Source organism: Pseudomonas sp. B16(2017), from assembly GCF_002113205.1.
Lineage (GTDB): Bacteria > Pseudomonadota > Gammaproteobacteria > Pseudomonadales > Pseudomonadaceae > Aquipseudomonas > Aquipseudomonas pharyngis.
In genome coordinates this window covers 299750-321506 of the sequence record NZ_NEKA01000005.1, presented here as the reverse complement: position 1 = coordinate 321506, position 21757 = coordinate 299750, and the positions used below count along the sequence as shown (strand labels likewise).

24 protein-coding genes are annotated in these 21757 nt (G+C 60.3%); 9 read left to right on the top strand and 15 right to left on the bottom strand.

Annotated features, from left to right (window positions below):
• Positions 1 to 76 precede the first annotated feature (76 nt).
• Positions 77 to 358 (bottom strand): HU family DNA-binding protein, encoded by a 282-nt coding sequence (locus CAG25_RS11165; RefSeq protein WP_007957357.1) that lies wholly within the window; start codon positions 356 to 358, stop codon positions 77 to 79.
• 396 nt (positions 359 to 754) lie between these two features.
• On the opposite strand from CAG25_RS11165, the gene yejK reads away from it, so the two are divergent.
• Complete coding sequence (yejK, locus tag CAG25_RS11160) at positions 755 to 1759, top strand: nucleoid-associated protein YejK (protein ID WP_039769496.1); 1005 nt, start codon at positions 755 to 757, stop codon at positions 1757 to 1759.
• Complete coding sequence (locus CAG25_RS11155) at positions 1759 to 2109, top strand: glutaredoxin family protein (protein ID WP_085611419.1); 351 nt, start codon at positions 1759 to 1761, stop codon at positions 2107 to 2109. Before yejK ends, CAG25_RS11155 begins: the two co-directional genes overlap by 1 nt.
• Positions 2110 to 2140: 31 nt before the next feature.
• On the opposite strand, the gene CAG25_RS11150 is transcribed toward CAG25_RS11155, so the two are convergent.
• The 5 genes from CAG25_RS11150 to CAG25_RS11130 all read right to left on the bottom strand — a co-directional run bounded on the left by CAG25_RS11150 (position 2141) and on the right by CAG25_RS11130 (position 6673).
• Positions 2141 to 3076, bottom strand: a complete 936-nt coding sequence (locus tag CAG25_RS11150; protein WP_085611418.1) for a glutathione S-transferase family protein — start codon at positions 3074 to 3076, stop codon at positions 2141 to 2143.
• 727 nt (positions 3077 to 3803) lie between these two features.
• Positions 3804 to 4106: a GIY-YIG nuclease family protein gene (locus CAG25_RS11145; protein WP_085611417.1), complete on the bottom strand. Its 303-nt coding sequence runs from the start codon at positions 4104 to 4106 to the stop codon at positions 3804 to 3806.
• Between the two features lie 39 nt (positions 4107 to 4145).
• The gene (locus CAG25_RS11140) at positions 4146 to 4619 is read right to left on the bottom strand and encodes a nuclear transport factor 2 family protein (RefSeq protein ID WP_064593559.1); all 474 of its coding nucleotides are present in this window, start codon (positions 4617 to 4619) and stop codon (positions 4146 to 4148) included.
• A gap of 100 nt (positions 4620 to 4719) precedes the next feature.
• Positions 4720 to 6024 carry a CynX/NimT family MFS transporter gene (locus CAG25_RS11135; protein WP_085611416.1) on the bottom strand — a complete coding sequence of 435 codons (1305 nt, stop codon included), beginning with the start codon at positions 6022 to 6024 and terminating at the stop codon, positions 4720 to 4722.
• Positions 6014 to 6673, bottom strand: coding sequence for a FadR/GntR family transcriptional regulator (locus CAG25_RS11130; protein ID WP_085611415.1), 660 nt, complete (start codon positions 6671 to 6673; stop codon positions 6014 to 6016). The genes CAG25_RS11135 and CAG25_RS11130 overlap by 11 nt, the downstream gene beginning before the upstream one ends.
• A gap of 166 nt (positions 6674 to 6839) precedes the next feature.
• On the opposite strand from CAG25_RS11130, the gene CAG25_RS11125 reads away from it, so the two are divergent.
• Both CAG25_RS11125 and CAG25_RS11120 read left to right on the top strand, forming a co-directional pair.
• On the top strand, positions 6840 to 7151 hold the full coding sequence (locus CAG25_RS11125; protein ID WP_085611414.1) for a type II toxin-antitoxin system MqsR family toxin: 312 nt from the start codon (positions 6840 to 6842) through the stop codon (positions 7149 to 7151).
• Positions 7148 to 7633, top strand: a complete 486-nt coding sequence (locus tag CAG25_RS11120) for a type II TA system antitoxin MqsA family protein (protein ID WP_085611413.1) — start codon at positions 7148 to 7150, stop codon at positions 7631 to 7633. Before CAG25_RS11125 ends, CAG25_RS11120 begins: the two co-directional genes overlap by 4 nt.
• 52 nt (positions 7634 to 7685) lie before the next feature.
• On the opposite strand, the gene CAG25_RS11115 is transcribed toward CAG25_RS11120, so the two are convergent.
• The 4 genes from CAG25_RS11115 to CAG25_RS11100 all read right to left on the bottom strand — a co-directional run bounded on the left by CAG25_RS11115 (position 7686) and on the right by CAG25_RS11100 (position 11848).
• On the bottom strand, positions 7686 to 8450 hold the full coding sequence (locus tag CAG25_RS11115) for an amino acid ABC transporter ATP-binding protein (RefSeq protein WP_007957337.1): 765 nt from the start codon (positions 8448 to 8450) through the stop codon (positions 7686 to 7688).
• A gap of 11 nt (positions 8451 to 8461) precedes the next feature.
• Positions 8462 to 9559 (bottom strand): amino acid ABC transporter permease, encoded by a 1098-nt coding sequence (locus CAG25_RS11110; protein ID WP_007957335.1) that lies wholly within the window; start codon positions 9557 to 9559, stop codon positions 8462 to 8464.
• A 10-nt stretch (positions 9560 to 9569) separates the two neighbouring features.
• Positions 9570 to 10751 carry an amino acid ABC transporter permease gene (locus CAG25_RS11105; RefSeq protein ID WP_085611412.1) on the bottom strand — a complete coding sequence of 394 codons (1182 nt, stop codon included), beginning with the start codon at positions 10749 to 10751 and terminating at the stop codon, positions 9570 to 9572.
• 65 nt (positions 10752 to 10816) lie between these two features.
• Complete coding sequence (locus CAG25_RS11100) at positions 10817 to 11848, bottom strand: amino acid ABC transporter substrate-binding protein (protein WP_007957332.1); 1032 nt, start codon at positions 11846 to 11848, stop codon at positions 10817 to 10819.
• Between the two features lie 468 nt (positions 11849 to 12316).
• Here CAG25_RS11100 and CAG25_RS11095 point away from each other — a divergent pair, with 468 nt between their 5' ends.
• The 5 genes from CAG25_RS11095 (at position 12317) to CAG25_RS11075 (ending at position 17620) form a co-directional block, all read left to right on the top strand.
• Positions 12317 to 12973, top strand: coding sequence for an alpha/beta hydrolase (locus CAG25_RS11095; RefSeq protein WP_064593550.1), 657 nt, complete (start codon positions 12317 to 12319; stop codon positions 12971 to 12973).
• A 96-nt stretch (positions 12974 to 13069) separates the two neighbouring features.
• Positions 13070 to 14536 (top strand): ATP-dependent RNA helicase RhlB, encoded by a 1467-nt coding sequence (rhlB, locus tag CAG25_RS11090; RefSeq protein ID WP_085611411.1) that lies wholly within the window; start codon positions 13070 to 13072, stop codon positions 14534 to 14536.
• 124 nt (positions 14537 to 14660) lie between these two features.
• Positions 14661 to 15605, top strand: coding sequence for an ornithine cyclodeaminase family protein (locus CAG25_RS11085; protein WP_085611410.1), 945 nt, complete (start codon positions 14661 to 14663; stop codon positions 15603 to 15605).
• Between the two features lie 152 nt (positions 15606 to 15757).
• Positions 15758 to 16885 (top strand): FAD-binding oxidoreductase, encoded by a 1128-nt coding sequence (locus CAG25_RS11080; RefSeq protein ID WP_085611409.1) that lies wholly within the window; start codon positions 15758 to 15760, stop codon positions 16883 to 16885.
• Between the two features lie 93 nt (positions 16886 to 16978).
• A complete protein-coding gene (locus tag CAG25_RS11075) occupies positions 16979 to 17620 on the top strand; it encodes a transcriptional regulator (RefSeq protein WP_064593544.1) in 642 nt (213 codons plus the stop codon).
• 107 nt (positions 17621 to 17727) lie between these two features.
• On the opposite strand, the gene CAG25_RS11070 is transcribed toward CAG25_RS11075, so the two are convergent.
• The 5 genes from CAG25_RS11070 to CAG25_RS11050 all read right to left on the bottom strand — a co-directional run bounded on the left by CAG25_RS11070 (position 17728) and on the right by CAG25_RS11050 (position 21471).
• A complete protein-coding gene (locus CAG25_RS11070; protein WP_085611408.1) occupies positions 17728 to 18504 on the bottom strand; it encodes an ABC transporter substrate-binding protein in 777 nt (258 codons plus the stop codon).
• A gap of 301 nt (positions 18505 to 18805) precedes the next feature.
• Positions 18806 to 19258: a molybdopterin synthase catalytic subunit MoaE gene (gene moaE, locus CAG25_RS11065; RefSeq protein ID WP_011332565.1), complete on the bottom strand. Its 453-nt coding sequence runs from the start codon at positions 19256 to 19258 to the stop codon at positions 18806 to 18808.
• 3 nt (positions 19259 to 19261) lie between these two features.
• Complete coding sequence (gene moaD, locus CAG25_RS11060; RefSeq protein ID WP_064593540.1) at positions 19262 to 19504, bottom strand: molybdopterin converting factor subunit 1; 243 nt, start codon at positions 19502 to 19504, stop codon at positions 19262 to 19264.
• Complete coding sequence (moaC, locus tag CAG25_RS11055; protein ID WP_064382454.1) at positions 19501 to 19974, bottom strand: cyclic pyranopterin monophosphate synthase MoaC; 474 nt, start codon at positions 19972 to 19974, stop codon at positions 19501 to 19503. Before moaC ends, moaD begins: the two co-directional genes overlap by 4 nt.
• 102 nt (positions 19975 to 20076) lie before the next feature.
• A complete protein-coding gene (locus CAG25_RS11050; protein ID WP_011332563.1) occupies positions 20077 to 21471 on the bottom strand; it encodes a PhoH family protein in 1395 nt (464 codons plus the stop codon).
• Positions 21472 to 21757 lie beyond the last annotated feature (286 nt).

Below are 21757 nucleotides of genomic sequence, written 5' to 3'. Positions count from 1 at the left end.
CAGCAGTCACTGAATCGCAGACATAAAAAAACCGTGCCCGGATCACTCCGGCGCACGGTTTTTTTATCGCTGCGTCTTACTTGTTCACAGCGTCGGTCAGGCCTTTGGCCACAACCAGCTTGATCACTTTCTTGGCAGGGATTTCGATGGCAGCGCCAGTCGATGGGTTACGGCCAGTGCGGGCAGGACGCTCGGTCACTTTCAGCTTGCCGATACCTGGCAAAGTGATTTCGGCACCGTTTTCCAGCTGATCGGCAACGATTTGGCCCAGTTGGTCCAGAGCGGCACGCGCGGTGGTTTTCGGCGCGTCGATAGCTTCAGCGATGTCGGCGATCAGTTGGTCTTTAGTAAGAGCCATGTAGTGTTCCTTCCCTATCAAATTCATATGGATTGCAGAGTGCAGTGTCAGCCATCGAGCCCGATCTTCTGGATCTGGCACCCTCGGCGATAACCACGACGAGTCGGGGTTATAGATGCCGAAATCAAGGTTTGGTTCGACCTGACAAAAGCTGAATGCATGCTTGTCGCGGTGACTTCGCACAAGACCGGGCAAAACTAGCACAGAGACAAGGAAATATCCGCCTCTAGCTAGCCAAATGGTCAGGTTTATTGCGCTAAATCGGTAAATAAATGCATAAGGGCCGCCGGGTGACCCGGATTTGCCCTTCACCCCGCGCCAAATCCAGTGGTTGCGGTACACTGGGCGCTTTTTCGGGGGAGCCCGCCCTCCTCCCTTCCACCAGCCGAGAAGCCTATGCCGATCCGTCATTGCATCGTCCATTTGATCGACAAAAAACCCGACGGCACACCCGCAGTCCTGCACGCCCGTGACTCCGAACTGGCTGAGTCCGCAGCCATCGAGAACATGCTCGCCGATCTCAACGAGAGCTATAACGCCAAACAGGGCAAAGCCTGGGGGCTGTTCCATCCGGAGTCCGGTGCATTCCCGTTCAGCGGCTGGCTGAAGGAATACATGGAAGGCGGCAAGGACTTCACCGCGTTCAGCAAGGTCGCGGTCGAGCACCTGCAAAAGCTGATGGAAGAATCGAACCTGTCGGTCGGCGGCCACGTGTTGTTCGCCCACTATCAGCAAGGCATGACCGATTACCTGGCCATCGCCCTGCTGCACCACAGCGAAGGCGTGGCGGTGACCGATGAACTGGATGTGACGCCTTCGCGCCACCTCGATCTCGGTCAACTGCACCTGGCGGCGCGGATCAACGTTTCCGAGTGGCAGAACAACAAGCAGTCCAAGCAGTACATCTCGTTCATCAAGGGCAAGAACGGCAAGAAGGTCTCGGAGTACTTCCGCGACTTCATCGGCTGCCAGGAAGGGGTCGACGGCCCGGGCGAGACCCGCACCCTGCTCAAGGCCTTCAGCGACTTCGTCGAGAGCGAAGACCTGCCGGAAGATTCCGCCCGCGAGAAGACCAAGACCCTGGTCGACTACGCCAGCAGCCAGGCCAAGCTCGGCGAGCCGATGGGCCTGGAAGAACTCTCGGAGCTGATCGACGAAGAACGCCCGAAGGCCTTCTACGATCACATCCGCAACAAGGACTACGGCCTGTCGCCGGAGATCCCGGCGGATAAGCGCACGCTCAATCAGTTCCGTCGCTTCACCGGTCGCGCCGAAGGCCTGTCGATCAGCTTTGAAGCGCACCTGCTGGGCTCGAAGATCGAATACGACGAAGAAGCCGGGACCCTGGTCATCAAAGGCCTGCCGACCTCGCTCACCGATCAGTTGAAGCGTCGCAACTGATGCTCGGCAATGTGCTGAAAAAGGTTGCGCTGGTTCTGCTGGTGGTTGTGGTCTATCAGAACTGGGGCAAGATCGAGCGGGTGTTCAACCCGTCGCAGATGGCGTCCGAGCAGGTCCGCGCCAACGCCAAGGTCGTGCTGTACGCCACAGACTGGTGCGGCTACTGCAAGCAGACCAAGCGCTTTCTCGATCAGAAAGGCATTGCGTTCAAGGAATTCGATATCGAGAAGGATACCGAGGCACGCAAGGCGTACGAAGCGCTGGGCGGACGCGGGATTCCGCTGATCGACGTCAACGGCACGTTGATTCGCGGGTTTGATCCCGACGAAATTCTCGCTGCACTGAAATGAACGAGGGAGCCAATCGGCTCCCTCGGTTGTTTCAGCGTTTCTCGATTCGGAAACCGAAACGCGGGAAGTGCACATGCACCACCCCGCCACGTTCGTCTTCACGGCGCAGGATCAGCTCCTCGCGACCGGCAAACACCAGCTCACCGGCCACCGGATCAACACCGTAGTCTGTCGCTGCGATCAGCACCTGTTGACCTGCCACGAACCCGTTCGGATCAGTGAACACCTCATCCGGCAACGCTACGGGCTTAGAGCTACGCGCGATCTCCAGTGCTTCCTCCGAACTCATCTCGCTGGCCGCGCCATGGCCAAAACCGAGCACACGCCCCAGCCACGCCGACACCGCCGGATAAGCATCCACCAACGGCGCCGTCACGTGCGTGGCCTTGAGAAACCACAGCGGATGGGCCATGGCGAAGTCGGCAATCGACGGCTCACCGAACAGGAAGTCACCGTCTTCACGCTGCAACTGCTGCTCCAGACGCGCCATGAGGGGCGGCCAATTGTGCCTGGCCTGTTCGGCTGAAAGCTTGGTCGCGCTGCCGCCGCTGAACAGTCCGGCACGATCGGCGAGGAACGCCTTGATCGCTTCCGGCGGCAACTTGCCGAAACGCACTGCCACCGATTCCGGCTGGAACACCAGGCTCACCGCATGCTGGAACACCACCGAATCGGCCCAGGCGGCGAAACTGGCGGCGATCATCTCCTGGCCTTCCGGGAAGAACGAAGGCTGGGCCTTTTCCTGCTCGAGGCGGCGGGCGATCAGCGCGGTGTCGCAGTAGATATCGGCGCCGATCTGCAGCACCGGGGTCTTGCGGTAGCCACCGGTCAGGGCAGTCAGGTCCGGTTTCGGCATCACCGGCGAGATGTGCACCGAGCGCCAGGACAAGCCCTTGAAACCCAACAGCAGCCGGGCCTTTTCGGCGAATGGAGAGGTCGGGTAATGATGCAGAATCAACTCGGACATGCTCGGCTCCGCCGCACAGAAAATGAGCCCGCAGCTTAGCGTGCAATTCGTTCGCAGCCTACGGATCCGGCTGATGGGAACTGATCAGTCAGGTTGATAAGGCACTAAAAAGCCGCCTCAGCCAAGGCTGAGACGGCTTTCCACATCAAGTACCTTACATCAGGTCATCGAAGTGATCTCGCAGGAACTCGTAAAAAGCGAAACGCTTTGAACGACCTCCATACGAGGCTCAGAGTACGCAGCAAAAGCTTCATACGTTTTGGCCTCCGGTTGAGGGCCAAACCTCCAGCGTGCTTACCGGACCACGTACGCCTTCGGAATACACGCCAATGTACCCAATGAGGCGGCCGGTTGTGATCCCCCTGAAAAATCATTCCGGCACGGGAGCAACCCCATGTCAGAGGGCATGAAACCGTTACGTCGATCAGTCAGACCTCAAAGCTGCATTGGCATGCGAGCGGACGAATAGTAATCGGATTGCTATACCGTCATTTAAACAAATGAGCTCAAAATCGCATTCTCTGGAATGGGTGTTTCAAGGCTTGCCTGGTGACGTAAAGACGAATACTCTTGGCCTGCGCCAGTGTATCCAGTGAGATGCGGTAAACCCCGGCCGCAAACCGAGGTTTACAGAAAAAACCGCCTACAAGGGCGGTTTTTTCTTGCCTGTTGTTTATGCAACGTGCCGAATCTACGGAAGGGATATCTACAAGGTTCGAGGGCTTATTCAATCAGGCCGATAAGACGCCACCAGACATTCCTTCGCACTCTTCCTGAGCTTCTTGATCAACCGCTCCTGGCGCAACGCATCACTTTTGTCGCGACAACGCTCGGTGTAGACCAGCGCCATCGCCGGGCTTGAGAGAAAGAACCGCGCGCCCTTGCCGCTCTGGTGCTTGGCAAAACGGCGAACGGGATCATTGCTGATCCCGCAGTACAGCGAGCCGTTGGCGGCGCGTACGAGGTAGACGAACCAGGACTTGCTCACTGGAACGTCGGCATCGGGAGGATTTTCGCTGAGGCTGGTCACGGGGCAATTCAGGCGTAAGGAAAACAGGCCGCGATCTTATCAGCGACTCGCCTGAAATGCCTTCAGCCCTTTCAGCGCCTGGGCGCGGACGGCGTTGCGCACCAGTGGCGTCCAGCCCAGCAGCAGGCCCTTGAAGCCCAGCGCCTGACGCGACCAGCGCCACAGATCGAAGTGGTCGTGGTGTTCGCAGATCTTGCCGTCGCGGAAGACGAAGCGTGCCTGGATGTCGTTGATCACAACGTTGCCGGTCTGGCTGAACAGGTAGGTCGCCACCCAGTGGGCACCGCCGCTGCGTTCGTCGGCGCGGACGTTGTCGAAGGTCAGGGAGAAGTCCTTGGCGCGGGTGGTGAGCATACGCCACATGTCGCCGGCATCGCGCCCGCGCAGCTCGCCGAAGGCCGGATCGCTGAATACCACGTCGTCGGTGTAGCAGGCGGCCATGGCCTCGGCGTCGAGGCGCTGGAAAGCCTGGTAGAAACGGGTGATCAGGGCGCTGTGGGCTTCTTCACTCATGGGCAATCTCCAGGAAATGTACAGATTGCCAGCACGATAATCCGCAAACGCCCGAAACACTATCGGCATTCGCATTCGGAATACCGACAATGTGTGCGCGTCAGACCTTTTCGCTTGTCACCTGCACGTACAGCGCGCGACCGGCACCGAGGCCGGCGAGGATCGCCCCGGCACCGATGATACCGAAGATCCAGCCCACGGCGTTCCAGCCGCCGGTCCAGTCGTGCACCACGCCGACCGCGAATGGCCCCATCGACGCGAGGGTGTAGCCAAAGCCCTGGGACATGCTCGACAGGTTCGCCGCCACGTGGGAATCCCGCGAGCGCAGCACGATCAGGGTCAGCGCCAGGCTGAACGTACCGCCCTGCCCCAGGCCCAGGAGGATCGCCCAGCCCCAAAGGCCTTCGATCGGCGCGTAGAGGCAACCGAACAGGCCGCCAAGGGTCAGCGCCATTACCACCACGATCGCCAGCCGCTGATCCTTGCCGCGGGTGGCCAGCCACGGTGCCGCCAGGGAGCTGGCGAGCTGGATGATCACCGAACCGGACAGCACCAGACCGGCCTGGGTTGGCGTCAGCCCGCGACCGATGAGGATCGACGGCAACCAGCCGAACACGATGTAGGCCAACGACGATTGCAGACCCATGTACAAGGTCACCTGCCAGGCCAGCGGATCCCGCAGCAGACCGCGTACCCGGTAGGCAACGTTGTGCGCACCGTGCTTCTGGCCGATTTGCGGCAGCCAGAAAACCGCGGCAACCAGCGCCGGAATCACCCAGAAGCCCAGGCCCATGGCCCAGCTGTGGTCGAAGTGCTCACTCAGTGGCACGGTTGACCCCGCCGCCATCGCCGCGCCCAGGCACAGGGCCATGGTGTAGACACCGGTCATGGTGCCGGCATGTTTGGCGAAGTCGCGTTTGACGATACCCGGCAGCAACACGCCGATGATGCCGATGCTCGCGCCACCCAGCACGCTGCCGGCGAACAGACCGATCTCACCGAAATTGCTGCGCAGGATAATGCCGCCGGCCAGTGTCAGAAGAATCCCCAAGACCACCCGCTCGGCACCGAAACGCCGCGCGAGCACCGGGGCCAGCGGGGCGAAAAGACCGAGGCAGAGCACTGGCAACGTCGTCAGCAACCCCGCTTGAGCGGCGGACAAACCGAGGCTTCTCGACACCTCGCTGAGCAGCGGCGCCATGCTCGACAGCGCCGGTCGCAGGTTCAACGCCACCAGAATCAGCCCCAGCAGCAACAGCCACGGACGCCGCACCAGCGGATGGCTTTGCTGCACTTGTTCGTCATCGGCTTCGGCATCGATCAACAACTCTTCGAGCTCGGCCTTGCGAACGGGTGCTGGGGAGACTTCTGGGCGGGACATAGTTTTCTCGGTTTCAAGGTTCATTGATCAACTGCCTCGACAGGGCTTTGGCCCGCTCCGGATCGCGCTGCTCGACGGCCTCAAGCAAGGCGACGTGCAAATCGAAGACTTCCTGTCGACGGGGGACGATGTTCAGGGTCTGGCGTAATTGCGCGCCGACGATGCTGGAAAAATAGCGATACAGCTCGCTGAGGGTCGGGTTGTGCGCGGCGTCCACCAGACGGCGGTGGAACACCAGATCGCAGGCGATGTAGCTGTCGAGGTCGCCGTGGTAGTGACTGCCGGCGTGCCCCAGTGCCTCGCGCAGAGCCACAAGGTCGTCGTCGGTCCGACGCAAGGCGGCCAGGCCGATGGCCTCGACTTCAAGGATGTGCCGGGTTTCCCGGGCCTGATCCAGCGAGCATTTGGACAGTGCCTTGAGCGTGTCCATCGGATCGACCACCGCCCGCAGGTAACTGCCGTCACCCTGACGAATCTCGATCAACCCTGAGAACGCCAATACCCGCATCGCCTCGCGCACGGTGTTGCGGCTGATGCCGAGTTCTGCGCACAGCTCAGGCTCGGTCGGCAGACGCTGACCGACCTGCCAGCTGCCATCGGTGATGCGCTGGCGCAATTGGTCCAGGGCCTGATCGACCAGGGATCGCTTAATAAGTGGAGAAATGTCTGACATAGGATTTGCCCTTTCATCCAATCATAGGATGAATTTTCTGACATGTTAGTCAGCTCCGCGTATGACGGCAACCACCTAGGGTCAGAGAGAGACAAATGGAGCGGGATTTTCGATTAGTCAAAATTACCCTTTAAGGGTAATTTCAGGGACAGGGTTTTGGTTTCTTATGGAAAAGAACACACCCCATTACGACTTGGCAGTGATCAAGGCGGATGTCAGGCGACTCGGTTGGAAGGCATTCACGCACACGGCGAGAAAGACTGGGACTGCACTCGAACTGAGTCTCGCAGAAATGCAGGAAATCGTTCTCAGACTGCAGCGCGGCATGCTGTACAAATCGATGACGCCTTATGACGACCATCGTATCTGGCAAGACGTCTATCACATCCAATCACATGGTTTGGAGATTTACATCAAGGTGTCCTATCACTACGACAGGCGCCCACCCGTGATCTCCTTCAAGGAGAACAATTCATGAACACGCAGCTGTGTTTCAGTTGCGGCGCCCCGGAAGGCATGGTGCATTTCAAAGGTCGAGGCGAAACCTTGAGCGCCAGGGGAATGGAGCGTCGCATCGACGACTTGTCGGGCTGGGAGTGCAAGAAGTGCGGCGAGGTCGAATTGGATGACGAGTGCGGGCAGCGCTATTCGGATGCATGCGATGAACTCGTTCTCGCCTGTAGAAAAATGATAGGTAACGAAATGAAAAGGATCCGCCGCAAACTGCATCTGACGCAAAAGGAAACGGTGCAATTGCTTTCAGGAGGCGGGCACAACGCATTTTCACGATACGAACGCGGCGAGGTACTTCCGCCGAAAGCATTGATGCTACTCATGCGTCTGCTGGATCGCTATCCACACTTGCTTGCCGATGCGAGAAACCTGGCCGAAGGGGCTGACTTGAGAGGGGCTTTCAAGTTCACCGAGCACAAAGAACAAGAAGCCCTTACCGCCTCCTGACCCACAAAAAACAAACCCGGCACAAGGCCGGGTTTATTTTATTCATCAGATCTCAATGCAGGATCTGACTCAGGAACAGCTTCGTCCGATCATTCTGCGGATTGTCGAAGAAGTCGTTCGGTGCCGCCTGCTCGACGATTTCGCCCTTGTCCATGAAGATCACGCGGTTGGCCACGGTGCGGGCGAAGCCCATTTCGTGGGTTACGCAGAGCATGGTCATACCGTCTTCGGCGAGGCCGATCATGGTGTCGAGTACTTCTTTCACCATCTCCGGGTCGAGTGCCGAGGTCGGTTCGTCGAACAGCATGATTTTCGGTTTCATGCACAGTGCGCGGGCGATCGCCACACGCTGTTGCTGACCGCCGGACAGTTGCCCCGGGTACTTGTGCGCCTGCTCCGGAATGCGTACGCGTTCCAGGTAATGCATGGCGATTTCCTCGGCCTTGCGCTTGGGCATCTTGCGTACCCACATCGGCGCCAGGGTGCAGTTCTGCAGGATGGTCAGGTGCGGGAACAGGTTGAAGTGCTGGAACACCATGCCGACTTCACGGCGGATCGCCTCGATCTGTTTGAGGTCGTTGGTCAGCTCCACGCCATCGACCACGATGCGGCCCTGCTGGTGCTCTTCCAGACGGTTGAGGCAGCGGATGGTGGTGGATTTGCCGGAACCCGACGGGCCGCACAGCACGATACGCTCGCCCTGACGCACGTTGAGGTTGATGTCTTTCAGCACGTGGAACTGGCCGTACCACTTGTTCACGCCCTGCATCTGAATGATGCCTTCAGGGCCCACTGGCTTTTTGATTGCTTCGCTCATCGAAAAAACTCCTAACGCTTGTGGCCAGTGTCGAGCTTGCGTTCCAGGTGCATGGAATAGCGCGACATACCAAAACAGAAAATCCAGAACACCAGGGCGGCGAACACGTAGCCTTCGGTGGCCATGCCCAGCCATTTCGGATCGGCAGCGGCTTGCTTGACGCTGTTGAGCAGGTCAAAAAGGCCGATGATGATCACCAGGCTGGTGTCCTTGAACAGCGCGATGAAGGTGTTGACGATGCCGGGAATCACCAGCTTCAGGGCTTGCGGCAGAATCACCAGGCCCATGGCGCGCCAGTAACCGAGGCCCATCGCGGCCGCGGCTTCGTACTGGCCCTTGGGGATCGCTTGCAGACCGCCACGCACCACTTCGGCGACGTACGCCGACTGGAACAGGATCACGCCGATCAGCGCCCGCAGCAGCTTGTCGAAGTTCATGCCTTCAGGCAGGAACAGCGGCAGCATCACCGAGGACATGAACAGCACCGTGATCAACGGCACACCGCGCCAGAACTCGATGAAGGTCACGCAGACCACACGGATCGCCGGCATGTTCGAACGCCGGCCCAGCGCCAGGACAATCCCCAGCGGCAACGCACCGGCGATGCCGACAGTGGCGATCACCAGGGTCAGCATCAGACCGCCCCACTGGCTGGTCGCCACGGTGTCGAGGCCGAAGACGCCGCCATGCAGCAGGCACCAGGCAACGATCGGGTAGACCACCAGGAAGCTCAGGCCGTACACCGCCTTGTGCGCCACGCGCTTGATGAACAGTGGCGCCACGCCGATGACCGCCAGCCACACGGTCAGGTCCACGCGCCAGCGCAGTTCCGGCGGGTAGTAGCCGTACATGAACTGACCGAAACGCTGCTGGATGAAGACCCAGCAGGCGCCGTCCTTGGTGCAGTCGGCACGGGTGGTGCCGACCCAGTTGGCATCGATGATCGCCCAGCTGAGGATCGGCGGAATCACCAGATAGATCAGGTAGAACGCGAACAGGGTCAGCAGGGTGTTGAGCCAGCTGGAGAACATGTTCGCGCGGATCCACGCCATCGGGCCGAAGACCTTGGCCGGCGGTGGCATGTCGGGTTTGAAAGTATGAGTACTCATGCGCTATTCCTTACCGCTCGATCAGCGCGATGCGCTTGTTGTACCAGTTCATCAGCAGGGAAATGCTGATACTGATCGCCAGGTACACGCTCATGGTGATGGCAATGACTTCGATCGCCTGACCGGTCTGGTTCAGCACGGTGCCGGCGAACAGCGAAACCATTTCCGGATAACCGATACCGGCCGCCAGCGAGGAGTTCTTCGCCAGGTTCAGGTATTGGCTGGTCAGCGGCGGGATGATGACCCGCAGCGCTTGCGGAATGATCACCTTGCGCAGGGTCGGGCCGTTGCGCAGGCCGAGCGAATGCGCCGCCTCGGTCTGGCCATGGCTGACCGACTTGATGCCCGAACGCACGATCTCGGCGATGAACGCGGCGGTGTACACCGTCAGCGCCAGGGTCAAGGCCAGCAGTTCCGGAATCAGCACCCAGCCACCGACGAAGTTGAAGCCCTGCAGCTTCGGCATTTCCCAGTGCACGGGTGCACCGAAGATCAGCGCGCACAGCGCCGGGATCACCAGGAACAGCGCCAGGCCGGCCCAGAACTTGTGGAACGGCTCGCCGGTGGCTTCAAAGCGCTTGTTAGCCCAGCGGCTCATCAACACGATGGCGATGATGGCCACCACGATGCTGATCACGAACGCCCAGAAACCGTCGGCCATTTGCGCGGCCGGCATGTTCAGGCCACGGCTGCTGACGAAGAAGGTATCGCCGAAGTTGTGGCTGTTGCGCGGCCCCGGCATGGTCAGGAACACCGCGAAGTACCAGAACAGGATCTGCAGCAGTGGCGGGATGTTACGGAACACCTCCACGTACACCGTTGCCAGTTTGGCGATGATCCAGTTCTTCGACAGGCGCGCGACGCCGACGATGAAGCCGAGGATCGTGGCCAGGATCACGCCAATGAACGTCACCAGCAGCGTGTTGAGCAGGCCGATGACAAACACCCGGGCATAACTGTCCGCTTCGGTGTAGGAGATCAGGTGTTGAGCGATGCCGAACCCGGCACTGCGCTCCAGAAAGTCGAACCCCGAAGTGATACCCCGGTGTTGCAGGTTGGTCTGGGTGTTATCGAACAGATACCAGCCCAGGGAGACCACCGCCACGATGGTGATGATCTGAAATACCCACGCACGCACTCGTGGATCGCTGAGGCTGAGCCTCTGCTTTGGTGCGCCGATTGAATTTTGCATGAAGTGCCCCGGAAATAATGGAACAGAACGTCACCCGGCAGTTGGCCTGCCGGGTGACAGAACCATCAGCGCACTGGTGGTGCGTATTGAATGCCGCCGTTGTTCCACAGCGCGTTCAGGCCGCGGTCGATTTCCAGCGGAGTGCTCTTGCCGAGGTTTTTCTCGAAGATTTCGCCGTAGTTGCCGACTTGCTTGACGATCTGAACGACCCAGTCCTTCGGCAGTTTCAGGTCTTTGCCGTATTCGCCGTCTGCGCCGAGCATACGAGCGACATCCGGGTTCTTGGTCGCTTTGGCTTCGGCTTCGACGTTCTTCGAAGAGATGCCCGCCTCTTCAGTGTTCAGCAGCGCGTAGCCAACCCAACGTACGATGGCCAGCCACTCGTCGTCGCCGTTACGCACGACCGGGCCCAGGGGTTCCTTGGAAATGGTTTCCGGCAGAACCACGTAGTCCTTCGGCGAAGCCAGCTTGCTGCGCTGGGCGAACAGCTGGGACTTGTCGGAGGTCAGCACGTCGCAACGACCGGATTCCAGCGACTTGGCGCTTTCATCGGAGGTGTCGAAAGTGATCGGGGTGTATTTCAGACCGTTGCCGCGGAAGTAGTCGGAAACGTTCAGCTCGGTGGTGGTACCGGCCTGGATGCAGATGGTTGCACCGTCCAGCTCTTTGGCACTCTTCACGCCCAGCTTGTTGTTTACCAGGAAGCCGATACCGTCGTAGTAGGTAATGAAGCCCGGGAATTTCAGGCCCATGCCCGCGTCACGGGAACTGGTCATGGTGGTGTTGCGCGACAGGATGTCGATCTCGCCCGACTGCAGCGCGGTGAAACGCTCTTTGGCGTTCAACTGACTGAACTTGACCTTGGTCGCATCGCCGAACACGGCAGCGGCCACGGCGCGGCAGACGTCAGCATCGATACCCACGATCTTGCCGGTGGAATCCGGAACCGAGAAACCTGGCAAGCCATCGCTGACGCCACATTGCACGAAACCTTTCTTCTTCACTGCATCCAGGGTTGCACCCGCCTGAGCGAACCCGCTGACACCCAGTACTGCAGCAGCAGTCACGATCGCCAGAGTGGATTTCAACATCTTCATTCAAACCTCCAGTTTTGCTCTTGTTGTGTCGGAGCTTGAGTCCAGTCGCACCCTTTTGAGGCGTTGTTGACCCGTGTTGGCTTTTTTTGGGGTCAACCGACGCAGGACCTTCGCTATGAGTCTAGTAGGAGACAATCCACATCATGGACAACTCACTTCTCACCAGTCGGCCGAACGGGCGGTAGCCCTTTCACGTTCGCTAAGCCCGTTGCGGCCATTGGCGAACATCCATCACCGGATTCGTTGCCATCCCGTCGCGGGTCATACACTGATAGTGTTACCGCCACGCGTAGGATGTTTCGTACAGAACGTTCCATAGCAAAGCCCGTACCACACCTGTCGCGGAATCGATTCGGCGACAGGTCAATAGCAAAACTTGTAACCTTGCGACATCTTCTTAACGGATCAACCGGACGCGCACTCGAACCACGCACTTAATGAGAGCGCCCGCACATTTTTGGAGCAGACATGACCGAGCCCTTGATTCTTCAGCCTGTTAAGCCCGCAGACGCCTGCGTGATCTGGCTGCACGGCCTCGGCGCCGACCGCTACGACTTTCTGCCGGTGGCCGAAGCGCTTCAGGAAAGCCTGCTGAGCACGCGTTTCGTCCTGCCCCAGGCGCCGACCCGTCCAGTGACGATAAATGGCGGATATGCCATGCCGAGCTGGTACGACATCAAGGCCATGAGCCCGGCCCGGGCGATCGACCGCGATGAGCTGGAAGCCTCCGCCGACCGCATCATCGAATTGATCGAAGAACAGCGAAGCAGCGGAATAGACGCCTCGCGAATTTTTCTCGCCGGTTTTTCCCAGGGTGGCGCCGTGGTCTATCACACCGCGTTTCTGAAATGGCAGGGGCCGTTGGGCGGGGTGCTGGCACTATCGACATACGCGCCGACGTTCAGCGATGAACTGGAGTTGTCCGCCAGCCAGCAGCGGATTCCGGTGCTGGCGCTGCACGGCCAGTTCGACAACGTGGTGCAGAACTCCATGGGACGCACGGCTTATGAGTATCTCAAGGCCCATGGTGTCACCGTGACATGGCAGGAATACCCAATGGAGCACGAAGTGTTACCCGAAGAAATTCGCGACATCGGCGCATGGTTGAGCGAACGCCTGCGCTGACAATTGCGACAGGGGTCGCCCTTTGATCATCCCACTACGCCGCGCCCGTTTCTTGCATTACACTGGCCGGCGTACATTCCTTAACCAATTGATGAGATGACCGTGCTCAAAGCACTCAAGAAAATGTTCGGTAAAAGCGAGGCTGAGCAGCTCGCGCCAGTCCCCACTGCGCCGTCGCACGCCCCCGGTCATCGCAACGATGCCAGCCAGGCCGACCGCCAGACGCCCAAACGCGAACCGAAACCCGCTCCAGCTGCCGCGCCCGCTACCGAGCCGGCCCGCAGCGAAACACCGAAACCGGCCAAACCACGTCGCGAACCCAAGCCCAAGGCGCCGGTGATTCCCTGGAAACTCGAAGACTTCGTCGTCGAGCCGCAGGAAGGCAAGACCCGCTTCCACGATTTCAAGCTCGCCTCGGAACTGATGCACGCCATCCACGACCTGGGTTTCCCGTATTGCACACCGATCCAGGCCCAGGTGCTGGGTTATACCCTCGCCGGCAAAGACGCCATCGGCCGCGCGCAGACCGGCACCGGCAAGACCGCCGCGTTCCTGATCTCGATCATCACCCAGTTGCTGCAGACCCCGCCGCCGAAAGAGCGCTACATGGGCGAGCCACGGGCGCTGATCATCGCGCCGACCCGCGAGCTGGTGGTGCAGATCGCCAAGGACGCCGCCGACCTGACCAAGTACACCGGCCTCAACGTCATGACGTTCGTCGGCGGCATGGACTTCGACAAGCAGCTCAAGCACCTCGAAGCGCGCCATTGCGACATCCTCGTCGCGACCCCGGGCCGCCTGCTTGACTTCAACCAGCGCGGTGACGTGCATCTGGACATGGTCGAAGTGATGGTGCTGGACGAAGCCGACCGCATGCTCGACATGGGCTTCATCCCGCAGGTCCGGCAGATCATTCGCCAGACCCCGCCGAAAAGCGAACGTCAGACTCTGCTGTTCTCCGCGACCTTCACCGATGACGTGATGAACCTCGCCAAGCAGTGGACCACCGATCCTGCGATCGTCGAAATCGAAGTCACCAACGTGGCCAACGAGAACGTCGAGCAGCACATCTACGCGGTGGCCGGTGCCGACAAATACAAACTGCTGTTCAACCTGGTCAACGACAACGGCTGGGAACGAGTCATCGTGTTCGCCAACCGCAAGGACGAAGTGCGCCGCATCGAGGAGCGCCTGGTGCGTGACGGCATCAACGCCGCGCAACTGTCCGGCGACGTGCCGCAGCACAAGCGGATCAAGACGCTGGAAGGCTTCCGCGAAGGCAAGATCCGGGTACTGGTTGCCACCGACGTGGCCGGTCGCGGCATCCACATCGACGGCATCAGCCACGTGATCAACTTCACCCTGCCGGAAGTCCCGGACGACTACGTGCACCGCATCGGCCGTACCGGTCGTGCTGGCGCCGACGGCGTGTCGATCAGCTTCGCCGGTGAGGACGACTCCTATCAGTTGCCGTCCATCGAAGAAAAGCTCGGTCGCAAGATCAGCTGTGAAACGCCGCCGACCCATCTATTGCGGGCGGTTGAGCGCAAGCGTCCACAGTAAGCGACGCTATAAAGCGAAGCGCAGCCGGCAACGGACTGCGCTTTTTTTTCGCCCGGATATTGTTCAACAAAAATAAAAGTCCATAATGGACAAATTAGTTTAGAAACAATCTGCGGAGTCCAACATGTCCAGTACGCCTTACGTGATCGACCAAACCCAGGCCCGCGAGCTGCTGGCCCGGATCGATGTGCCACAGATCCTGCGCAAGCTGTTCCGCGACCTGGCGGCCGGGCATGCCGTGCAACCGGCGCAGCAACTGGTGGAATTCCCCCAGGGCGCCGGGGACTTCATCAACTATCTCGGCGTGCTGGCCGAAGACGGCGTGTACGGAGTCAAGACCTCGCCGTACATCGTTCGCGAACAAGGCCCGCTGGTGACGGCGTGGACATTGCTGATGTCGATGCACACCGGCCAACCGCTGCTGCTCTGCGATGCCGGCGAGCTGACCACCGCCCGCACGGCTGCGACCACCGCCGTGGCGGTCGATGCCCTCGCCCCGTCGAAGGCAGCGCGACTGGCAATCATCGGCAGTGGCAAGGTCGCCCAGGCGCATCTGCATTACGTCAAAACCTTGCGCGACTGGCAGAACATCAGTGTGTACTCGCCGACCTTGAGCGACGACCCGGCAACCGCCCGCCAACTGCACGCCCTCGATCCACGGGTGAGCATCGCCGACAGCCGCGAAACCGCCATCGCCGGGGCCGACGTGATCATGCTCTGCACTTCGTCCGCAGGCCCGGTGATTGACCCGGCAACCTTGAGCAAACCGGCGCTGATCACCTCGATCAGCACCAACGCACCGCGCGCCCACGAAGTGCCGCCGCAAAGCCTCAACGACATGCAGGTGTTCTGCGACTATCGTCTGACCACCCCGGGCTCGGCCGGCGAGATGCTGATCGCCAGCGAACAACATGGCTGGGACCACAGCGCGATCCTCGGTGACCTGGCGGATCTGCTCAGCGAAAAAGTGCAGCGCCCCGACTACCACCGTCACGTGTTTTTCCGCTCCATCGGTCTGGGCCTGGAAGACATCGCCCTCGCGAATGCGGTTTATCACCTGAGCCTGTAACACCAAGCCTCCCCCTGTGGGAGCGGGCTTGCTCGCGAAGAGGCCGTGTCAGGCAACTTATTCAGCGAATGACACACTGCCTTCGCGAGCAAGCCCGCTCCCACATGGAGAACAGCAAACTCCTTGATATTGCGTACACACTGGAGAACTCCATGAGTCATGCAGATTTCATCATCATCGGCGGCGGGATTGCCGGTGCTTCCACCGGTTTCTGGCTGTCGCAGCACGGCAAGGTCGTGGTGCTGGAGCGCGAGTCGCACCCGGCCTATCACTCCACCGGGCGCTCGGCCGCATTGTTTACCGCCGCGTACGGCACGCCACAGGTCCGGGCGCTGACCCAGGCCAGCCGCGAATTCTTCGACCATCCGCCCAGCGGCTTCTGCGAGCACCCGCTGCTGACCCCGCGCGGAGAAATGACCGTCGACTTCACCGGCGACGCCGCCGAGCTGAACAATCAATACCTCAGCGCCAAGGCCACGGTGCCGCAGATGCAGTTGCTCAGCGCGGATGAAGCCTGCGCGCGGCTGCCGATCCTGCGCCGGGAGAAAGTCCATGGCGCGATCTACGACCCGACCGCCAGCGACATCGACACCGACGCCCTGCATCAGGGCTATCTGCGCGGTATCCGCCGCAACAACGGCCAGGTGCAGACCGATTGCGAAGTGCTCGGCCTGAGCCGCGATGCCGACGGCATCTGGCAAGTGCAGACCAACGGCCAGACCTTCAGCGCTCCCGTCGTGATCAACGCCGCCGGCGCCTGGGCCGACAAGATCGCAGCCCTGGCCGGTGCCCGGCCGCTGGGCCTGCAACCGAAACGCCGGGCCGCGTTCATTTTCGCCGGCCCGGAGGGCGTCGACATCCACCATTGGCCGATGCTGGTCAGCCTCGACGAATCCTTCTATATGAAGCCCGACGCCGGCATGTTCCTCGGCTCGCCGGCCAACGCCGACCCGGTCGAACCCCACGACGTACAGCCCGAGGAACTGGACATTGCCATGGGCATTTACCAGATCGAGGAAGCGACGACCCTGACCATCCGCCGCCCGACCCGCACCTGGGCCGGCCTGCGCAGTTTCGTCGCCGACGGCGATTTGCTGTCCGGGTTCGATCCGCAGGTGCCGGGGCTGTTCTGGGTTGCGGCCCAGGGCGGTTACGGTATCCAGACCTCACCGGCCATGGGCCAGGCCAGCGCCGCGCTGGTGCGTGGTGAATCGTTACCCGAACACCTTCAGCAATTCGGCCTGACCGCCGCCATGCTCGCGCCTGCCCGCCTGGCCTGACCGTCCGCGCGGATGACGCGCCCGACGGATTGCGGCACACTCGCAACGCCCCCGGATCACGGGGGCGTTGACGTTGCCTGGAGCTCCACAGTTATGACCGCCCCCGAACACACGCCCGAGCTGCATGACGCCGCGCTGGATAACTACCACGCCATCGCCGACGCCATTGCCACGCTGTTCTTTCCCCATGCCGAAGTGGTGTTGCACGACCTGCGCACGCAGAAGGTCGATTACATCGCCAACAACCTGTCGAAACGGGTGATCGGCGATGAGTCGTCGCTGGAAGACATGCTCAGCGAAGACGTCAGCGAACGGAACATCGGCCCGTACGAAAAGCTCAACTGGGACGGCCAGAAAATTCGCAGCCTGAGTACCGTGCTGCGTGACAGCGAAGGGCATCCGCTGGCGGTGCTGTGCATCAACCTGAATATTTCGCTGTTCGAGAACGCCAAGGCTGCGCTGGACCTGTTCCTCTCGCCGAGCAAACTGATCCCGCAACCGGACTCGCTGTTTCGCGATGACTGGCAGGAGCGGATCAACACCTTCCTGCACGCCTGGCTACGCGAGCGGCAACTGAGCCTGAACCTGCTGACCCGCGATCACAAACGCGAACTGGTGCTGGCGCTGCACGCCGAAGGGGCATTCAAGGGCAAGAGCGCCTCGAACTATGTGGCCAATGTGCTGAACATGGGGCGGGCGACGGTGTACAAGCATTTGAAGGAATTGAAGGGCTGAAGATTTGCGGTGAATGTTAAGGCCTCATCGCTGGCAAGCCAGCTCCCACAGGTTTTGTGTATATCGAAAATCTCTGTGGGAGCTGGCTTGCCAGCGATGGCGGACTATCAGTCGCCGTAGATATCGGACTTGAAGTACTTCTCGGAAATCTTCTGATACTCGCCACTGGCGCGAATGCCGTCGATGGCGGTATTCAACTGGCTGACCAGCTCGGTGTTGCCCTTGCGCACCGCAATCCCCGCGCCCTCGCCCACGTACTTCGGATCCTTCAGCTCAGGCCCGACAAAGGCGTAACCCTTGCCGCGCGGCATCGACAGGAAGTCGTTCAGCGGGATGGTGTCGGCGAAGATTGCGTCGAGACGCCCGGCCGCCAGGTCCATGTAGATTTCTTCGTTGTTGCCATAGCGTTTGACGTTGATGCCCTTGGGCTCGAACACCTCGGTGGCGTAACGGTCGGTGGTGGTTGCACGCTGCACGCCGACGGTCTTGCCTTTGAGGCTGGCGTACTGGTCATCGACGCTCGCGCCTTCCTTCATCACCAGCCGCGACGAGGTGAAATAGTACTTGTGGGTGAAGTCCACCGACTTCTTGCGGTCTTCGTTGATGGTCATGGACGACAGCGCCATGTCGATTTTCTTCACTTTCAGGGAAGGAATCAGACCGTCGAACTCGCCCTCGACCCACACGCATTTGACCTGCATCTGCGCGCACAGGGCATTGCCGATGTCGTAGTCGAACCCGACGATCTCACCCTTGTCGGTTTTCGAGGCGAAGGGCGGATACGCCGCTTCGATACCGATGCGCAGGGTTTTCTCGGCGGCGAACGCGCTGCTGCAGGCCAACAGGCTCAATGCCAGACCGGTGATGAGGGGAAATTTCTTCATGTTCGTTCTCTCGCGGGTTGTTGTTGGTTTGGCAAGACGAAGAAGAGCAGCTGCAAGCGGTAAGCCTGGAGCTTCAAGCACGAGGCTGTTTTTTGTACTTGTAAATCCATACTGGACTTTTACGTACAAGCCGTCAATCAGGCAAAAGAGATTGCTTCCTGCTGTTGGTCGGGTGGGAAAACCGGAGCGTTTTCGGTGTTGCGGATCGCGCCTTCGCGGGCAAGCCCGCTCCCACATTGGAATGCATTTCCCTGTGGGAGCGGGCTTGCTCGCGAAGAGGGCCGGGAGTACAGCGCAAAATCTACTGCTTCCAGCGATCCGCCGCCGCATGATCGCTGTCACGGCCTTCGACCCAGCGCGGGCCGTCGCTGGTGTTCTCTTTCTTCCAGAAAGGCGCGCGGGTTTTCAGGTAATCCATGACGAAGGCGCAGGCGTCGAACGCCGCCTGGCGGTGGGCGCTGGCGGCGGCGACAAACACGATCGGCTCGCCCGGTTCCAGCGCGCCGATGCGGTGCAGCACTTCCAGCTTCAACAGCGGCCAGCGCTGCTCGGCCTCCAAGGCAATCTTGCCGAGGGCCTTTTCGGTCATGCCCGGATAGTGTTCGAGGAACATTCCGGCGACATCGAGGCCATCGTTGAAGTCGCGCACGTAGCCGACAAAACTCACCACCGCGCCGACCCCGACATTGGCCGCGTGCATCGCGTTGACTTCGGCACCCGGATCGAACGGTTCGGATTGCACCCGAATCCCCATGGCTCAGCCTCCGGTCACGGTGGGGAAAAACGCCACTTCGTCGCCGTCCACCACCGGCTCGTCGAGCTGGCAGAGGTCTTCGTTGCGCGCACACATCAGGTTCTGTTCGCTCAGCACCTCGGCGCCCTCTCGCTGCGCCAACAACGCACGAACGTCATCGACGGTGGCGAAATCACCCTCGACCTCCACCGAATCCACGCCCAGCGCCTCGCGGTAACGGGCAAAAAACTTCACGGTCAGGTTCATGGCTGCTCCGCCTGGAAATGCCCGCTCTTGCCGCCGACCTTCTCCAGCAGACGCACGCTTTCGATGGTCATGCCACGGTCCACGGCCTTGCACATGTCGTAGATCGTCAGCGCGGCGACGCTGGCGGCGGTCAACGCTTCCATCTCGACGCCGGTCTGCCCGGACAGTTTGCAGCGAGCCACGATGCGTACCGTGTCATCGCCTTCGGCGCTGAGTTCGACCTTGACGCCAGTCAGCATCAACGGATGGCACAGGGGAATCAGATCACTGGTTTTCTTCGCCGCCTGAATGCCGGCAATGCGCGCCACGGCGAACACGTCGCCCTTGGGATGGCCGCCGCTGACGATCATCTGCAGAGTGTCGGGCAGCATGCGCACCAGCGCTTGGGCCGTCGCCTCACGGAACGTCACGGCTTTTTCGGTGACGTCGACCATGTTGGCGCGACCTTGGGAATCGAGATGAGTCAGCACGGGATTACTCCTGATCAGGAGCGTCGATTGTAAACCTGGGGGTCAGAATTGCGCACATAAAAAACCGGGCGGCTTTGGGGCCGCCCGGTTGGTTGTGGACGGTTACAGATGCGATTCGGCGTATTCGGCCAGGATCGAGCGAGGCACCCCTTGTAGGGTGATGTGCACACCGTTGGGGAAATCCTTGAAACGTTCGGTCAGGTAGGTCAGCCCGGAGCTGGTCGCGGACAGGTAAGGGGTGTCGATCTGTGCCAGGTTGCCCAGGCACACTACTTTGGAACCGGCGCCGGCCCGGGTGATGATGGTTTTCATCTGGTGCGGCGTGAGGTTCTGGCATTCGTCGATCAGGATCAGGCTCTGCTGGAAGCTGCGACCGCGAATGTAGTTGAGCGATTTGAACTGCAACGGCACTTTGCTGAGGATGTAGTCGACGCTGCCATGGGTGTTTTCGTCATCCATGTGCAAGGCTTCGAGGTTGTCGGTGATGGCGCCGAGCCAAGGCTCCATTTTTTCCGCCTCGGTGCCGGGCAGGAAGCCGATTTCCTGGTCCAGGCCCTGCACGCTGCGGGTGGCGATGATGCGGCGATAACGCTTGCTGACCATGGTCTGCTCGATCGCAGCCGCCAGCGCCAGAATGGTTTTACCCGAGCCGGCGGCACCGGACAGGTTGACCAGGTGAATATCCGGATCCAGCAGCGCGTACAGCGCCAGGCTCTGATAGATGTCCCGTGGCTTGAGGCCCCAGGCTTCCTGGTGCAGCAGCGGTTCCTGGTGCAGGTCGAGGATCAGCAGCTTGTCTTCTTCGATCTCCTTGATCCAGCCGACGAAGCCCTGCTCATCAATGATGAATTCGTTGATGTGCACGGCAGGCAGGTTGTCGATCAGCTGTACCTGATGCCAGGTGCGGCCGTGGTCCTGACGGGTTTCGACCTTGCTCACGCGGTCCCAGAAAGAGCCGGTCATGTTGTGATAGCCGTTGGGCAGCAGGGACACGTCGTCGACCAGTTGGTCGGTGCTGTAGTCCTCGGCGTCGATCCCGCAGGCGCGCGCCTTGAGGCGCATGTTGATGTCTTTGGTGACCAGCACCACCGGTTTGCTCGGTTCGCGGGTGTGCAGGTCGATCAGCTGGTTGATGATTTTGTTGTCGTTCAGATGCTCGGGCAGAATCAGGTTCGATTCGGCCTGCTTGCTCATCAGAATCGACAGCAAGCCCTTCGGACCGCCCTTGCCGCGCTGGATCGGCACGCCCTGTTCAACATCATCGGGTGAGGCATCGCCCAGGGTCTTGTCGATCAGCCGGATCGCCTGACGGCATTCGGCGGCCACGCTGTGATGCCCGCTCTTGAGCTTGTCCAGCTCTTCAAGCACGGTCATCGGGATCGCGACGTGGTGTTCTTCAAAATTCAGCAGGGCGTTCGGATCGTGAATCAGTACGTTGGTATCGAGTACATAAAGGATTGGCTGGTTGGAGGAAGGGCTACGTCCGTGATCATCCATACTCGGTCACCTTTGTGGGAGCCATTCGACGCAATACCTCGGCGGTGCTGCGCCTCGAAGTGACTGCCGAATCCACCTGCACAGCTTTTGTCGGGATAGCAGGTGAACCGCACACAAAATGGGTCTTGGAAGACGCCACCTGTGTTGCAGGTTTCGGCGGTCTGACTTCGTAATACTCCAAAACCCGTGACAGAAAAAAGCACTTTGACGCTTTTTTGAAGTTTATTTTGCAAAGTGACGAAAAGCCCTTGGCGGACTGCCCTGCCCCCGTTAGAGTCGGAAGTCC

Bases quoted from the DNA above. Each gene is read 5' to 3' on its own strand.
- rhlB (WP_085611411.1), top strand. From the start codon at position 13,070: ATGACCGTGCTCAAAGCACTCAAGAAAATGTTCGGTAAAAGCGAGGCT.
- CAG25_RS11120 (WP_085611413.1), top strand. From the start codon at position 7,148: ATGAACACGCAGCTGTGTTTCAGTTGCGGCGCCCCGGAAGGCATGGTG.
- CAG25_RS11155 (WP_085611419.1), top strand. From the start codon at position 1,759: ATGCTCGGCAATGTGCTGAAAAAGGTTGCGCTGGTTCTGCTGGTGGTT.
- CAG25_RS11095 (WP_064593550.1), top strand. From the start codon at position 12,317: ATGACCGAGCCCTTGATTCTTCAGCCTGTTAAGCCCGCAGACGCCTGC.
- CAG25_RS11130 (WP_085611415.1), bottom strand. From the start codon at position 6,673: ATGTCAGACATTTCTCCACTTATTAAGCGATCCCTGGTCGATCAGGCC.
- CAG25_RS11110 (WP_007957335.1), bottom strand. From the start codon at position 9,559: ATGAGTACTCATACTTTCAAACCCGACATGCCACCGCCGGCCAAGGTC.
- CAG25_RS11125 (WP_085611414.1), top strand. From the start codon at position 6,840: ATGGAAAAGAACACACCCCATTACGACTTGGCAGTGATCAAGGCGGAT.
- CAG25_RS11050 (WP_011332563.1), bottom strand. From the start codon at position 21,471: ATGGATGATCACGGACGTAGCCCTTCCTCCAACCAGCCAATCCTTTAT.
- CAG25_RS11165 (WP_007957357.1), bottom strand. From the start codon at position 358: ATGGCTCTTACTAAAGACCAACTGATCGCCGACATCGCTGAAGCTATC.
- CAG25_RS11080 (WP_085611409.1), top strand. From the start codon at position 15,758: ATGAGTCATGCAGATTTCATCATCATCGGCGGCGGGATTGCCGGTGCT.
- CAG25_RS11115 (WP_007957337.1), bottom strand. From the start codon at position 8,450: ATGAGCGAAGCAATCAAAAAGCCAGTGGGCCCTGAAGGCATCATTCAG.
- moaE (WP_011332565.1), bottom strand. From the start codon at position 19,258: ATGGGGATTCGGGTGCAATCCGAACCGTTCGATCCGGGTGCCGAAGTC.
- CAG25_RS11105 (WP_085611412.1), bottom strand. From the start codon at position 10,751: ATGCAAAATTCAATCGGCGCACCAAAGCAGAGGCTCAGCCTCAGCGAT.
- CAG25_RS11135 (WP_085611416.1), bottom strand. From the start codon at position 6,024: ATGAACCTTGAAACCGAGAAAACTATGTCCCGCCCAGAAGTCTCCCCA.
- CAG25_RS11100 (WP_007957332.1), bottom strand. From the start codon at position 11,848: ATGAAGATGTTGAAATCCACTCTGGCGATCGTGACTGCTGCTGCAGTA.
- CAG25_RS11070 (WP_085611408.1), bottom strand. From the start codon at position 18,504: ATGAAGAAATTTCCCCTCATCACCGGTCTGGCATTGAGCCTGTTGGCC.
- CAG25_RS11150 (WP_085611418.1), bottom strand. From the start codon at position 3,076: ATGTCCGAGTTGATTCTGCATCATTACCCGACCTCTCCATTCGCCGAA.
- CAG25_RS11140 (WP_064593559.1), bottom strand. From the start codon at position 4,619: ATGAGTGAAGAAGCCCACAGCGCCCTGATCACCCGTTTCTACCAGGCT.
- moaD (WP_064593540.1), bottom strand. From the start codon at position 19,504: ATGAACCTGACCGTGAAGTTTTTTGCCCGTTACCGCGAGGCGCTGGGC.
- CAG25_RS11075 (WP_064593544.1), top strand. From the start codon at position 16,979: ATGACCGCCCCCGAACACACGCCCGAGCTGCATGACGCCGCGCTGGAT.
- CAG25_RS11085 (WP_085611410.1), top strand. From the start codon at position 14,661: ATGTCCAGTACGCCTTACGTGATCGACCAAACCCAGGCCCGCGAGCTG.
- yejK (WP_039769496.1), top strand. From the start codon at position 755: ATGCCGATCCGTCATTGCATCGTCCATTTGATCGACAAAAAACCCGAC.